The 15,357-nt window shown below is 34.3% G+C and carries 10 protein-coding genes; 5 read left to right on the top strand and 5 right to left on the bottom strand.

Annotated elements, in window-relative coordinates; translation table 11 throughout:
* Window positions 1–6: 6 nt before the first annotated feature.
* The 3 genes from Q0845_RS25480 to Q0845_RS25470 all read right to left on the bottom strand — a co-directional run bounded on the left by Q0845_RS25480 (window position 7) and on the right by Q0845_RS25470 (window position 6,063).
* The gene (locus tag Q0845_RS25480; protein ID WP_298520133.1) at window positions 7–1,824 is read right to left on the bottom strand and encodes a T9SS type A sorting domain-containing protein; all 1,818 of its coding nucleotides are present in this window, start codon (window positions 1,822–1,824) and stop codon (window positions 7–9) included.
* 184 nt (window positions 1,825–2,008) lie between these two features.
* Window positions 2,009–3,190: a multidrug transporter gene (locus Q0845_RS25475; RefSeq protein WP_298520130.1), complete on the bottom strand. Its 1,182-nt coding sequence runs from the start codon at window positions 3,188–3,190 to the stop codon at window positions 2,009–2,011.
* A gap of 35 nt (window positions 3,191–3,225) precedes the next feature.
* The gene (locus Q0845_RS25470; protein WP_298520128.1) at window positions 3,226–6,063 is read right to left on the bottom strand and encodes a TonB-dependent receptor; all 2,838 of its coding nucleotides are present in this window, start codon (window positions 6,061–6,063) and stop codon (window positions 3,226–3,228) included.
* Between the two features lie 222 nt (window positions 6,064–6,285).
* On the opposite strand from Q0845_RS25470, the gene Q0845_RS25465 reads away from it, so the two are divergent.
* Window positions 6,286–6,969, top strand: coding sequence for a response regulator transcription factor (locus tag Q0845_RS25465; RefSeq protein ID WP_298520125.1), 684 nt, complete (start codon window positions 6,286–6,288; stop codon window positions 6,967–6,969).
* Between the two features lie 101 nt (window positions 6,970–7,070).
* The gene (locus tag Q0845_RS25460; protein ID WP_298520121.1) at window positions 7,071–8,117 is read left to right on the top strand and encodes an ATP-binding protein; all 1,047 of its coding nucleotides are present in this window, start codon (window positions 7,071–7,073) and stop codon (window positions 8,115–8,117) included.
* On the opposite strand, the gene Q0845_RS25455 is transcribed toward Q0845_RS25460, so the two are convergent.
* Window positions 8,091–9,152: a glycosyltransferase gene (locus Q0845_RS25455; RefSeq protein ID WP_298520118.1), complete on the bottom strand. Its 1,062-nt coding sequence runs from the start codon at window positions 9,150–9,152 to the stop codon at window positions 8,091–8,093. The two genes, Q0845_RS25460 and Q0845_RS25455, sit on opposite strands and share 27 nt — an antisense overlap.
* 71 nt (window positions 9,153–9,223) lie before the next feature.
* Between Q0845_RS25455 and trmB the strand changes: the two genes are divergently transcribed.
* The 3 genes from trmB to Q0845_RS25440 are packed head-to-tail and all read left to right on the top strand — an operon-like array spanning window position 9,224 to window position 10,880.
* Window positions 9,224–9,898: a tRNA (guanosine(46)-N7)-methyltransferase TrmB gene (trmB, locus tag Q0845_RS25450; RefSeq protein WP_298520115.1), complete on the top strand. Its 675-nt coding sequence runs from the start codon at window positions 9,224–9,226 to the stop codon at window positions 9,896–9,898.
* Window positions 9,898–10,548 carry a LysE family transporter gene (locus Q0845_RS25445; protein ID WP_298520112.1) on the top strand — a complete coding sequence of 217 codons (651 nt, stop codon included), beginning with the start codon at window positions 9,898–9,900 and terminating at the stop codon, window positions 10,546–10,548. The genes trmB and Q0845_RS25445 overlap by 1 nt, the downstream gene beginning before the upstream one ends.
* Window positions 10,545–10,880 carry an MGMT family protein gene (locus Q0845_RS25440; RefSeq protein ID WP_298520110.1) on the top strand — a complete coding sequence of 112 codons (336 nt, stop codon included), beginning with the start codon at window positions 10,545–10,547 and terminating at the stop codon, window positions 10,878–10,880. Before Q0845_RS25445 ends, Q0845_RS25440 begins: the two co-directional genes overlap by 4 nt.
* A gap of 474 nt (window positions 10,881–11,354) precedes the next feature.
* Here Q0845_RS25440 and Q0845_RS25435 read toward each other — a convergent pair whose 3' ends face one another.
* Window positions 11,355–15,137, bottom strand: a complete 3,783-nt coding sequence (locus Q0845_RS25435; RefSeq protein ID WP_298520107.1) for a leucine-rich repeat domain-containing protein — start codon at window positions 15,135–15,137, stop codon at window positions 11,355–11,357.
* Window positions 15,138–15,357: the final 220 nt, after the last annotated feature.

The raw sequence follows: 15,357 nt of genomic DNA, 5'->3' as shown, positions 1-15,357 counted from the left end.
GTAAAATTACTTGATCACTAATTTCTTAGTTGTCGATTTACCGTTATTTGTAATTTTAACTACATATACTCCTGATTGTAAATCAGCAATATTTAATGTATTTGTAATTGTAGTATTGATTACTTGCTTTCCAAGGATGCTATATACTTGTACATCTTTTGTATTATTTGATGCAGAAGCAATTGTAATCGTGTTTCCAGTAGCAGGATTTGGATACATGCTGAATTCAGTAGTTCCAAATTCTTCAGTACTTAACGTAGTGTCAATATCACTAGCATATCTTGGTAATACTTGGTATGTTCCGTTGAACTCACCACCTAAACCAATAATATCAGCTGGTACTGCTGGAATTGTAGTTCCAATTAAATCTTCATCACCAAAAGAAACTCTACATACAGTTGTATCTGTACCACCAGAAGTAGTTACTGTGTAGTTTGTATTGTCTGCAAACATTCCCACATCAGAAAACTCAACATTTAATACTCTGATCAATCTACTTTCGTATGACTCTCCGTTTGTAGCTAATTCGTTAGCAGTTACAAATAGAGGATTGATTGTATTTCCAGTAGAAGATGCTCCAGGTACGTTAGCACTTGGTACAAATTGAAGTACACCACCAAATTGAGATAATTGACCTTGCAATCCGATAATTCCGTCTCCAATATTTAATGGAGCACTTAATGTTCCTGCAGTATCATCAATTAAGATTCCTGCATCAGCATCTTGAATATACTTTTGATTTCTAGTGTTTTCAGTAACAATGTAAGAGATTAAAGCTTCACCATTTAATTCGTAAAATCCTCCTAAAGTTCCAGCACGTAACTCAGTGATGTTATTTACTTGTGTAATGTTTGATACAGAAAATGCTACTGTTTTTGTGTCAATTACGATATTGTTTTCCAACAATTCAACAGTTACACCGTATATTCCACCATCCATCGTAGTAATACTGTAAGGACTAGAAACATCTGCATCAGTAGGATTCGCATCAACTGTTATATTTACTTGGTTTCCAGCAACCATTAAATCAATATTTTGTGTTGTAAAAGTAATATCAACATTAGATGTTCCTGGATCGAAAAGTGCATTATTAGCTGGTGTTACAATACTTAAAGAAGGTACTGTAGAGTTGTTCATGATTTCGTTCCAGCTTTCAGCAACACGAACTCCATCTATAAGGAACGTAGGAATGTTACTTGATTGACGGATAGCAATTGCGCTAATAGTTCTACCAGTAGCTCCAGTATTTGTAGTTTCTGGCATTGCTGGTTCTGTAGCAGTTACTGCTGATAAAACGTGTAAGTTAGATACTCCCGTAGAAACCTCATAAGAGAACACTAAAAGGTATGTAGTGTTCAAAGCGTATGAAGTTGTTCCGTATACTAAGGTAGAGCTATCTGTTTCAATACCGAATTGTACACCACCACTTCCATCATCTCTTGCTCCAACTCTTGTAGTAAAACCACCAGCAATATTAAAGTGTAGAAAATAGTTTCCACTACCTACAGCACTTAAGTTTACGAGCGCACTTCCATATACTGTTCCAGATGAAATACCTGTAAAAGATCTGTTCACATCTTGAGAAGTTCCAGAAACTGATGCATGTCCACCGATTCCTGATGAAGGATATCCTGTCATTGTCAAACTTGGCGTTGCCACATATTGTACTGGGTCTGCAGAACCTGAGTGCTGAGCCCATGCACCTCCACTAGCTGCAGTCAAGTCTCCATTTGTCATTCCATAATCGAAATTCTCTTCTAAAACTTGTCCAAAAGACAAAGAAGAGATTAGTAATGCAACTAATAAAAAGTAATTTTTCATCATACGTTATATTTTAACTATTTATAATAATATATGGTGCAAATATACAAAAGAACATGAATTACAGAAGCTAACTTACGTATTTGTACCTTGTTTTAACCATTTGATAACAAAACTATTAATGTATGTATATAAAAAAAGCGCCTTTGTTTGAAGGCGCTTTTTTACGTGTATGTTTTTTTTGAAATTAGTTTCCTACAGTCCAACCAGCTCCCCAAGTAGCATAGTCAGTTCCAGTTCCGTTTCCGTCACCTGCGATTAAATCAGCTTCTGTAAACATAACTCCCGTATCATTTTTAACTTTTGTAGTAATGTCAGTAAAAGTGATATCTGTTACTTGAGTATCTCCACTAGTTACTCCAGCTCCCGTTGGGCTATCAGTATCATTTCCGTCTAAGTCAAATCCTTCTCCGTATCCTTCTAATACTACGTTGTTGAACATCGCTCTTGTTCCAGCTCTTAAGCGTACTGCTTCACTACTGTTTGCAGAACCTAAACCGATAATTGTAAGGTTGTTTACAGTTGGAGCAGAGAAAAAGATTGGGCTAGAGTTGTTTCCGATATCTGTGTTGAAACCATCAGCTTCGATTCCTTTATCATGATCAGCTCCGTGCTTTACATATGCATTTGTGATTGTTCCAGTATATCCTTCTGTCCAGTCGATAGAATCATCTTGTGCGCCTACTACAGAAATGTAATCAGCATTTACAGTTCCACCAAAGAACTCAAATCCGTCGTCTTTTCCTTCAAATACTTGAACGTATTCAACTGTTGTTCCGTTTCCAACTCCGTAGAAAGAGATTCCGTTGTTTTCTGATTGTCCATCTGCTGATCCACCAGAATATTGTACACGTACATAACGTAATACTCCAGAGTTGTCAGCAGTGTCCGTTCCACCGTAAGGTAAACTAGCAATTTCAGAAGTTGCTGTAGCATTTCCAGCAACAGAATTGATAGGAGCACTTCCTAAGATAATTAATCCTCCCCAATCTCCAGCGCCAGGTGCAGAAGCATCAGAAGTAAAAACAATTGGATCACTTGAAGTACCAATAGCTTCAATTGCTGCTCCTTGAGAAATAGCAACATATACATCAGATCCTGCAGCCAAAGCTTCAATTGTCATACCAGCTGGTACACGTAATGTAGTACCTGTAGCCATGATTAATGATCCGTTTATTTTGTAAGTGTTATTAGCATCTAAATCTAAGTCTTCTGTGTAAGTTCCAGATAATAATATGGTTCCTGGTGTGGTAGGATTTGTAGTTCCTCCGTTGTTTGTAATGTTGATGTCAGCTGTGTCATCTGAAGCACAAGAAGTAGTGCTTAAAAGACCTACAAGTGCTAATCCAAGTACTAAGTAATTTTTCATTTTTTGTTAATTTTTTTTAGTTGTGTTGTTATTGTTTAGAATTTATATTTTAATTGTAATCCTATGTTTCTTCCTCTGTCAAACCCTGAAACACCTTTTCCATTTGTTGAAGTTACTAGAACGTCTCCACCAGTTGTTTCACGAACGAATTTGATATCTGGATTTAATATGTTTTTGATGCTGAAGTTTACTTCAAACTTGTCAGTGATTTTATTTTTTAAGATGAAATCTAATGTTGGAACACCTTTTTCAATAATGTTTCCTAATTGTCCAGAACCTAAAGCGTCAATTCTGTCTGAGAAATAAGAGAATACTAAGTTTCCTGTTGGCTTGTACTTTCCAAAAGTAGGAGAGTAGCTTACATCTGCATTGATAATGAATGGAGAAGCACCTTGTAATTGTTCTTCATTTTCTCTGAAACTTACACTATATGTACCCGCAATTTCGTTATATAAGTCTTGCTTTGTGTGCATGATTGTTGTGTTTAACCCTGCAGAAAGTAATGTTTCTTCCTCTTCGTTTTGTAGCAAGTTCTTTCTAATTTCAAGTTCAACTCCATATACATTTGCTTTTTCACCTGTTCTAAAGTAACGTTGTGTTCCTGTAGCATCAAAAGCAACTACACGGTTTACAGGATCAGAAATTTGTTTTCCGAAAGCAGATACAGAAAAGATTTCTCCTTTTCCAAAGAACCACTCGTATTTTAAATCGAAGTTGATTACGTTTGAGTATGATTTATCACTTACATTGATAAATGAAGCATCTGTTGCACCTAATAAATCAGGGTTACCACCAATTCTGTTAGTTACATCAATGTATACAAAAGGAGCAGTTTCTTTAAATTCTGGTAATGAAACTGTTCTACTTGCAGAGAAACGAATGTTTTGCTCTTCTGTTAATGCATATTTTACATTTAAACTAGGTAAGATGAAGTTTTCATAAGCACTTCTGCTAGAGTTTCCATTGTTTCCTAAGTTAATAACGTCGTATGCGATACTTTGATCGAAAGATTCAACACGAATCCCAGGAACAATTAACCATTTTTCTGATTTAATTTCAGCATCCGCATATCCAGCAAATAAATCTAAATTACCAGTATATGTGTTTTCAGCCAATCCAGGTCTGTTTGTATTTCCTAAATCAGCAATTGACTTGATAACTTTAATATCATAGATTGCTCCGCCATCTGAATTGAAGTTTCCAATATTGAAAATGCTATTCAAATTGTTTACATCTGTGATTTCGAAATCTGAATCAACAATATCATATCCGTAACGGATGTTTTCAAAATTACGTTCTTTACTTCTTCCGTTGTAACCAAAGTTTAATTTGAAGTTTTCGTTTACGGTATATGCTAAATTAATACGTCCGTTAAATTCAGTATCATCAATATCTTGGAAATAACGCTGATTGTCAAAAGCTACATTGCTAAAAAACGTTGGATTTGTAGTAGGATCGTTATCTAAAGCAAATTGATAGTTTTCAATACTAATACGCTTTCTGTCTGGTTGCTTTGCATATACTAAATTGTATCCTGCTGCCCAATCAACTTCAACTTTATCGTTTTTATGATTACCGATTATTTGGTTTACAAATACTTGATTTTGATCAAACTGTGCGTTCATTTGATAAAAACCTTCATCCGTATTTAAAATCGCATCTCGGTTTCTACCTTTTCCATCAATACCAAAATATCCAACTTCGTTTGTAGAACTGTTGATAAATAATGAGTTGAATTTTAATTTATTCTTATCGTTTATTTTGTAGTTTACAGTTCCCATAGCAGTCGTTGTAGTACTGTATTCAAACTCTTCTGCATCTTGGAAAGCTTTCTTTTCAACCGTTGTAAAATCAGTAGCTTCTCCTCTTCGGTATTCGTATCCGTTTTCAAAAGAAACTGTTCCGAAAACACTTAAACGTGATTCGTCTTCAAAATCCCATGATTTTCCTCCAGAAATTCCAAAGTTTACATTGATCGGAGCACTTACATCTTCCGGGTCAACACCGTGAGATAAGATTACAGCAAACGGATTTTGTTGGTGTCGTGCATAATCTCCGAAGAAACCAGAACCTTCACTCACTACAAAATTTTCTCCGATTGCATTTGTGTTTACACTTGTTCCCGCAAACGCTTCCAAATATCCTTTTCCTTTATAATCTTTAGAATTGATATTTACATTACCCGCAGCAAAATCACCATATTGTTGTCCAGAATACGCTTTGCTAATAGATACATTTTCAATTACATCAGAAGCAAATAAACTTAACTCAATATTCTTTTTGTTAATGTCGTTTGATGGTAATGGCAATCCATTAAAAGTTGTATTTAAGTAACGATCACCCAACCCACGTACATATACATTGCTTGATCCTTCTTGTTTAGAAACACCAGAAATTTTAGTTACGGCACCAGCAGCATCACTCACACCTTTACGCGCCAATTCTTCTGCACCAATAATTTGTTTGATATCTTTAGATTTCTTTTGCTCTAATAAGGTAGCAGCTTCCGAAACCTTTCTAGTTGTTGCTGTAATTACAATGGCATCTAAGCTAGCAGCATTCACCGCTAAAATCACATCTACGTTTGTTATTTTTCCAGCATTCACAACTACATTAGGAATTTCTTGTGTTTTGTATCCCACAAAACTAACAACCAATGTATACGTTCCTGGAGCAACTTCTGTAATTTGGTACAGTCCATCTAAATCTGAAGTAGTACCTTTAGTTGTTCCTTTTATGGAAATATTAGAAAAAGGTAATGGTTCGTTATTAACTTCTTTGTCAAGAACTTTTCCAACAATAGAACCGTTTTGAGCATATCCTAAAAAGCAAACAAGCAATAGGAGAATCGTAAGTGTAATTTTTTGTCTCATCTAAGTTTTTATTTCACAGCGCAAAGAAATGCTGAGCATGTAAAGATGGTGTTACTTGCAGGTTAAAACTTTGTAATATGTATGTTAGCTTAATGTTATGATATTAAAAGAGTGTTAACAGCTTTCAATAATTAATTTTATATTTACTTTTGTGGAGTTGTATTTAATTGAAAGAAGATATAATAAAAACAAAATCAACTACTTAAACTAAAACAGTACACAATGAAAAAAAAGGATATTAAAATATTACTTGTCGATGATGAGCCAGATATTTTAGAAATTGTAGGATATAATTTATCTTCTGAAGGATACCAACTATCAACTGCTGCAAATGGTGTAGAAGCGATTGCAAAAGCAAAAAAAGTAAAGCCACATTTAATCATTATGGATGTCATGATGCCAGAAATGGACGGAATAGAAGCCTGTGAAAATATTAGAAAAGATAGCAGCTTGGCCAATACCATTATTACATTTTTGACGGCTAGAGGAGAAGATTATTCGCAAGTAGCTGGTTTTGATGCTGGAGCCGATGATTATATCACAAAACCGATCAAACCAAAAGTATTGGTAAGTAAGGTAAAAGCATTGCTTCGCAGATTGAAAAATGACGATGAAAACCCACAAATTGTTACTGTTGGAAACATCGTAATTAATAGAGAAGAGTACAAAATTGAAAAAGAAGGTACAGAAATTATCTTACCAAGAAAAGAGTTTGAATTGTTGTCTTTATTAGCATCACGTCCAGGAAAAGTATTTAAAAGAGAAGAGATTTTAGATAAAGTTTGGGGAAATGAAGTAATTGTTGGTGGAAGAACTATTGATGTGCATATTCGTAAATTAAGAGAGAAAATTGGCGAAAATCACTTTAAAACGGTAAAAGGAGTAGGATACAAGTACGTACAATAAACCAAATTACCTTTTAGTAAATTTACGAGATGTCTTAAAAAAATCAACAAAGTGTTGAGGTGAATCTCGTAGCTTTTAAAGCTCGATTGTCGGGTAAAAGAATGACTAGAAAACTTAAAAAATCATATCGTTTTGCATTGCGCTCATCGTTGTATATTACCTTATTTACAACATCGATCTTAGTAGCTTTGCTATTCTTTTTTGAGATAAAAAACTATGTAGTAGTTCCTATATTATTTTTTGTGACAAGCTTTGCATTTTGCTTTTTTATTATTCAGTTTCGTGTGGAGCGATTCATCTATAAAAGAGTGAAAAAAATATATGACGATGTGACTTTATTGGATGTTAGTGACTTTCACAATTATCCAATTACGACAGATATGGCAACTTTGACCAAAGAAATTGAAAAGTTTGCCACCAATAAAAAACTGGAAATTGAAACCTTAAAAGTTCGAGAAAACTACCGAAAAGAATTTATTGGAAATGTTTCACACGAATTAAAAACACCACTTTTTACGGTGCAAGGCTATATTTTAACCTTGCTAGATGGCGCGATGGAAGACAAAGCCATTCGTAAAAAATACTTGAATCGCGCCGGGAAAGGAGTAGAACGACTCATTTATATTGTAAAAGATTTGGATATGATTACGCGATTGGAAGCGGGCGATTTAAATCTGGATACAGAAGAATTTGATATCATCGAATTGGTGCAAAGTGTATTTGAATTGTTGGAAATGAAAGCTGCTAAAAAGGAAATTTCACTGTCGTTTGATATGAATTATGCCAATCCAATTATGGTTTCTGCAGACAAAGAACGCATTCAGCAAGTGCTTACAAATTTGATTGTAAACTCTATCAAATATGGTCGCGAAAAAGGAACGACAGAAATCAGTATAGAAAACCTTATTCGAAACAAAGTAATCGTTCGTGTGACGGATAATGGAGAAGGAATTGAAAAGGAAAATATTCCGCGATTGTTTGAGCGTTTTTATCGTATAGACAAAAGCCGTGCACGTCGTGAAGGTGGTTCTGGTTTAGGGCTTTCTATTGTAAAACACATCATTGAAGCTCATAATGAAAAAATTTACGTAGAAAGCGAATATGATGTTGGTTCTGAGTTTTCATTCACCTTGGAAAAGGTGGAATAAAGCCTTGTAATCTTCTTCGTAATTAAACTGACTCAAACCTTCAAATTCTTCAACGCGCGCCAATTGATCAATTGAAAAATCGTCCTGCGTAGCAGTGGGCACTAATTTTTGTTTTTGTAAACGTTTTGCCAAATATTCTTGTTCAAATTGTCCTGGTGTTGGAATAAAAAAGGCTTTCTTATTCAGCTTTGCTAAATCCATCACAGTTGTATATCCTGAACGCGATAACACAAAAGCACTTTCATTAAATGCTTTTTCGAGTTCATCGCTTTGCATAAAATTAAAGACTTCACAGTTTAAAAACTGAAAATGTTCTTGCTTCGCTTCAATTTTTCCACGAACAAACAATACTTTTCCTTCAAAATGTTTTACTTCTTCAAACAGCTTTTCTTCTAGCATGGTTCGTTGTGGTTCGGGACCAGATAAAATCACCATTAAATCATATACAATGGGCATTTCTTTGGCTTGTAATCGACTCAACGGACCAATATATTTTAGCGGAAGTGAACTCTTTTTTAAATGTCCTAATTTTCCCGAAAGATTGGGTTTTCCAGCAACATCAGGAACCCAACATTCATCAAACTTCTTAATAATAATTTGATGCAATTTACTGCTAAACCAAGTTGTAGCGCCACTCAACACATTCAATTGATGCGTAATAAACACAGAAGGCACTTTTTTGCTGTACACACCTAAACGATTGTCAGAAATAATTCCGCAAAAATCGCGCTTTTTCACCAACTTCTTCACAATCTTCTTTTCTTCAGCGATCGCTTTCAGCATTTTGGGAGAATCTTTCAGCATTTTCAACTTAAAATTCTTTCCTTTTTTAGCGTATTCAATTTGGTAATCGGGCAAGGTAATGGTTTCTAAATCTGGAAATTCTTTTTGTAACAATTGAAGTGCAACTCCATCAGAACCAATGATGGGCGTGAAGTTTTCAGCAATCAAACCTCTAATAAGTGGGATGCATCTAGTTGCATGACCTAAGCCCCAATTTAGCGGAGCTACCAGCACAGTTTTAGAATTCTTCATAAAATCAAAGATAAGAATATTAAAAGGTCTGTAAGATTTCCTTAGTTTTGTCAAAATATTAAGAAACTATTGTGGGAAGTAAAAACAAACTGAAACGCTTTAGAGAAAACGACACGTTTTCAAATGTAATACAGCCAACACGAGAAGAAATTGTGGAGGGAAATTTTCCGTATAAAGGAAAATGGAATAGTGATTTCTTTAAAAATGATGCGCCTATTGTATTGGAATTGGGTTGTGGAAAAGGTGAATATAGTGTGGCTTTGGCTAGAAAGTTTCCAAATAAAAACTTTATTGGAATCGATATTAAAGGTGCACGATTTTGGCGCGGAGCTAAAACAGCTACCGAAGAAGAATTGCCTAATGTTGCCTTTATCAGAACGCAAATAGAATTGATTGAAGGATTGTTTGCAGAAAATGAAGTAGCTGAAATTTGGATTACATTCCCAGATCCGCAAATTAAATACAAGCGTACAAAACACAGAATGACGAATGAAGTATTTTTAGCGCGTTACAAAAAAGTACTCAATGCTGAAGGGACTGTACATTTAAAAACGGATAGCGAATTTATGCACGGGTATACTTTGGGACTCTTGCATGGCGCGGGACACGAAGTATTATATGCAAATCATGATGTGTACACAAATGAAGGAAGTCCAACAGAAGTTACTGAGATACAGACATTTTACGAGTCACAATATTTGGAAGTAAACAAAGCAATTACTTATATTCACTTCAAAATTAAGTAATGACGGATCTCATTATTCTCTTTTTTATCACCTTTTCGGCAGCACTCTTAGGTGTAGTGCCTCCTGGGTTGATTAATATAACTGCGGCTAAAATTAGTACGCAAAAAGGGAAAATGAATGGTGTTATTTTTGCTATTGGCGCTTCTATTGTTGTCTTAATTCAGGCAGTTATTGCGGTAATGATTTCCAAATACTTGTACAATAATCAACAAATTATTGAAGTGTTGGAAAAAGCTGCTTTGGTGATTTTTGGATTGTTGGGGATCTACTTTTTCATCATCGCACGAAAGAAAAAAGAAAAGGAAAAAAGAATCCGAATGGTGAAGGTGAGTAAAAAAGGAAGTTTCTTTAAAGGAATTTTCTTAGCCATGCTCAATGTATTGCCAATTCCTTATTTTGTGGGTTTAAACGCTTTGTGGAGAACTTCGGGCTTGATGGAATTTACCATTCCTGATGTCATTGTGTTTGTATTAGGAACAGGTATGGGAACTTTTGCAATGTTATACATGTATGTGTTTTACTTTAACAAATCGCAATCCAAATCGGGACATTTCTCCAAGTATTCCGATCATATTTTAAGTGCGTTAATGCTGATTTTAGTCATTGTAACGCTAGTTCGTATTTTTTATAATAAAGAAGCTGCTGTATGAAACCTGAAAACCAAAACTTCTTTGAACGCGTATACGAAGTCGCTCGTTTAATTCCGTATGGAAGAGTCACAAGTTACGGAGCAATTGCCAAATATTTAGGTGCAGCAAGAAGCGCACGTATGGTAGGTTGGGCAATGAATAGCTCTGGAAAACACGAAGATGTTCATGCACATCGTGTCGTAAACAGAAAAGGCTTGCTTACAGGAAAACACCATTTTCAAGGGACAAACTTAATGCAACAACTCTTGGAAAGTGAAGGTGTAGAAGTGATCGATAATCAAATTCAAAACCTAGACAAATACTTTTGGGATCCTTCAGTTGAACTTTTATGATACATCAATGTATTAATTCGTCTATGCTTCGTTATTGCGAGGAAGTATGACGAAGCAATTTGTTTACTTCAAACGCAAAACTGTATTTTAAACCACAGATTGCCACAAATTTTTATAAAATTTTCGCAATGACATATCAAACTCAAACCGTCACTTCGAGTGAAATTTTAGAATAAAATTTAGTATCGAGAAGTACTTTGATTTCTGAGCTGTTCTCGATATATTTTTTCTTCATTTCATTGCGAAAAAACCACTCGAACTGACGCTTGAAATAAAGACATTGTATACAAGCTAACACTATTAATGTAAATATTTATAAAGTTAATTATTGACTAAACACTATTCGTGAATTCGTGACAAAAAAAGGATATGCAAAAAAGCTTTTTGAAAATAAAAACTTTCACCACGAATACACGAATATTTTATAGTTTACTGTTCAGAATAGTATATTTTCATTTTTTATTAAAATCGAACTTATGCTTTCACCATTTTCTTAACTAAAATTGTACCAGATGTTGTTTCTATTTTTACGAAATAGGTTCCTTGTGCGAGTTTTGACGTTGAGATTTCAATCGTATTTTGAGTTGTTGTCAATGCTTCTTCTTGAATGAATTTCCCCGAAATATCAAAAATCTTGATGCTTTCAATCGCTTCTTTCGTTTTAATAATCACAAGATCTTTCACAGGATTCGGATACATTTCAAAATTATCCAACGTAATATCACGTTCGCTCAATACATCTTTAATCAACGTAATGCTATTGTTTGTTTGAATTGGGAAATTGTAGTCAAAATAAATTTCCGCATCATTTTCAAAAGTATCGTCAATGTCTAAAGTTGCCAGCGTTTTTATTTTAAAAGTTACATATCCGTCATTATTGGCATCATCAAACAGAAGATTTATGTTTTCAAAGATAAACTCTACCGTATTTGCATTGGTAAATCGAGTCGCAACGGAATGACTCGCATTGGTCACAATCAACGTACTTGGATCAAACATCGAAATGTCAATTTCATCTTTTACCACGACGTTAATCGCATTGGCAGTTCCTGTGTTTTCAAAACGAATCATATAATCGACATACTTTCCAACAAGTTCGGTGGTAACTTCCGTTCCTTGCAAACAATTTTTATCATTCGGATCAAAAGAGTTCACTACAGTCTGCGAAAGCGTGAAGGTATTATCGTCCATGGTTTCATCTACAACTACAGGCGTAATTGTTGCTTCAAAATCTAGGATATCGTCTGCGTTTAGTGGAAAAGAAACATCTGTTGGCGCGTTTAAATTCATGGTACATAGAATCTCGCGCGATTCAAACGGCAATAGATTGGTATAATTCCATTGTAATGAATTAGTCGTTTGCGTATCTACCATTGGACTTGCTGAAACCAAATCCATAAAATCATCTTCAAAAGTTAAATTCACAGTTCCTGATAAAGTGGTATTTCCTTTGTTTTTATAGACTAATTTATAATTGCTGTCAAATCCTGGTCTGGCTTGATTTAAAGGAATCAACGTCACATCCACATCATTATGTGTTCCATTTGGTGTAATGCAGAAATCTTGTGTAAACGGAGTTGCATCTGTTGGGAAATCAACCGTAATACTTGCTGGAGTCACTGTAAAATACGCTGAGTTTTCCAATACTGGAGTTACTGTATATACATCATCAGCAGCAGCATAAAAAGTATACGAACCATCATTGAGTGTATTTACAGTTTCTGTTTCATTGCTGCCATTCGTAATGGTTAAATTTAAATATTGATACGGATCATCATTCATATCACAACCATTTCCATTGGCATCAAAACGAACTGTTCCTTGAATGGTGTTGTAACTTCCGCCTGGTGTAAAAGAACAATAGGTATTTACATTGATACTTGGACTAGACGGCATTTGGTCAATTTCAAATTCGTCTGCACAAATATATTCGATAGGATTTCCGTAGTATTTGAATTCATTAAAAGTTTCACCATATATAACGGTAGAGAAAAAGGTGTTTCCATTTTTCACAAATAACTGCGTAATTTGATTGTTACGACAATCCAAATAAGTCAAGTTAGGATTTTGAGAAATGTCAAGAGTTGTTAGTGCATTGTCAGCGCAAGCCAATCGTTTTAAATGAGGAACTAGACTTGCATCAAATGTGTCAATTCCAGTATTGTTACATCTTAAAAATTGCAAATGTGTATTTTGAGATACATCAATGGTGTTTAATGGGTTGTCATCACAATATATAGTATATAAGTTTGTTCCTGAAGCACTAGTGTCAAGTGATGTCAAAAGATTTCCATTACAATTCAAATACTTAAGATTTGGATTTTGAGAAAGGTCTAAACTGGTAATTTGATTTGGTGATTGATTAGATACGTATATTGGGTAAAAAGAATAACGAAAGTATATTCCGCAATCTAATTTTTCTAAATTGGGAAGTTGTGTTACATCAAGCGCTGTTAAATCGCTATTTGCACAGTATAATTCTGTTAAATTTGAATTGTTTCCTAGAACGAGTGTTTCTATGGAAGCATACGAACAATACACATATTCCAGTAAAGTATTGTTGCTCAAATCCAACGTTTTAAAAGCATTGTAATGTAAGTTTGGACTTATTGGATTGTTTGAAACTCCTAAATTACCACAAGATAAATATGTTAAGTTAGGATTGTTGGTAAGTACAAGAGAATTCAATAGGTTTCCTCCACAAGATAATTTTTCCAAAAGAATATTCTGACTCAGATCTAATGTGCCTAAGCGATTTCCTGCAACAGCCAATTCCTTTAAATTTACAAGTGGACTTACATCCAAATAAAGAGTATACGTCGAATTGTATGGAGTTCCATTATTTATAGGATTGCAAACTAGCTTTTCTATATTCACAAAGTTGTCTAAGCCTTTGATAATAGGACTTGTAATTGTTAGGTTTATCACGCTTTCAGCCTCAGTAATTTGAATTTCTCCATCACCATTGGTATCTACATTGGTTTGTGCCAAAATATCGCTTTTTAATTGAGCAGGAAGTGAAGTTACTACAGGTGCTCCATTTGGAGTAAGGCAAAAATCTTGAATTACTGTAGTTCCATCTGTAGGAAGGTTTATAGTAGCATTGGCAGGAGAAAAACTATAATAATTTGAGTTAGGTACATTTGGAGTAATAGTGTAAGTTCCTGCTTTTCCAACAAACTCATAATTTCCAAGCTTGTCTGTATAAATCTTTACGTCATTGGTTCCATCTGAAATAGTATATTCTACTTGTTGAAAAAATCCATCACTTATATCGCAGCCATTCAAATCTGAATCTAAGGTGTTTTTTCCTTGAATTGTATAATACGGAGTTCCAGGAGTTGGTGCACAATCGGTTTCAAAAGTAACACCAGTATATCCTGCATTGGTAACTAGTGTTTGAACATTACTAAGTTCACTCGCATCACAACAAATAGATTGGATATTTGTATTGTCAAAAGTATAAGATTGATTTAAATTATTAACAATTCCATCTTTTATGTTTATTGTTGTTAACGGATTGTCAAAGAAGCTCAAATTTCCAGTAATATTCGTATTACTAATATCTAATGAAGTTAGTTGGTTTTGAAAGCAATTAAATTGAGTCAAATTAACCATGTTAGATAAATCCAATGACGTAATTTCGTTCCCAGCACAAAACAACGCTTCTAAGTTTGATAAATTTCCAATTTCTAAAGCGGTTAACCTGTGTTGGTAAACTTCGAGTCTTTTTAAACTTGTTAAATTGTTGAAATATACTTGTACAGGAGGTTCATTAGGTTCTCCTGAATTTACGGGACCATAGATATACTCTTCTAAGCTCGTCAATCCAGTTAAATTAAATTTAGAAATATTACTAAATGTAGCAACACCAGCATTTAAGACTCTTAAGTTACTTAAATCAGAAACGTTGATGTCTCCGTTGATACCAAAACCACAATTCAGCACTTCTAAGTTCGTTAAATTTCTAAGGTCAAGATTTGTATATTCATCAAAAGGATAAGATGCTGAACCAATAGTTAAATTTGTAAGATTTGTAAATTGATCAATACCTTCAAAGGTTCTCGTTTGACCGCCGCTTATGTTTAAGCTAGTCACAGCAAGTGCTTCACTAAGTTGAATTTCCCCATCATTATTGGTGTCAACACCATCGGCAATGAGTTCGGTTTTTAAACTTGGGTCACCAATATTTACAATTTGAGCTTGAATTGCTTGTACAGAAAATAGCAGAAGCAACGAAAAATAGAGTTGTTTCATTCGTAGGTTAATTTAGTTTTTGGGGGAAAGATTCATAACAAATAAAAGGAAAAATAAAGTCAGGATATAAAGAAAATACTGTTTTTCGATAAAATGTAAACCGAAAAGTATCATAATAAGAACGTATTGCACAATCAATCATTTCAATACAACAACTTCTCTTTCTAAACATTTCGCTGTATCTTTGCAATTTAGAATCAATTTACATTATTGATAAAAA

The sequence above is a fragment of the uncultured Kordia sp. genome, assembly GCF_947489565.1.
Taxonomy (GTDB): Bacteria; Bacteroidota; Bacteroidia; order Flavobacteriales; family Flavobacteriaceae; genus Kordia.
Note: the sequence above shows the minus strand (reverse complement) of the source record. Positions and strands in the feature narration are given on the sequence as shown.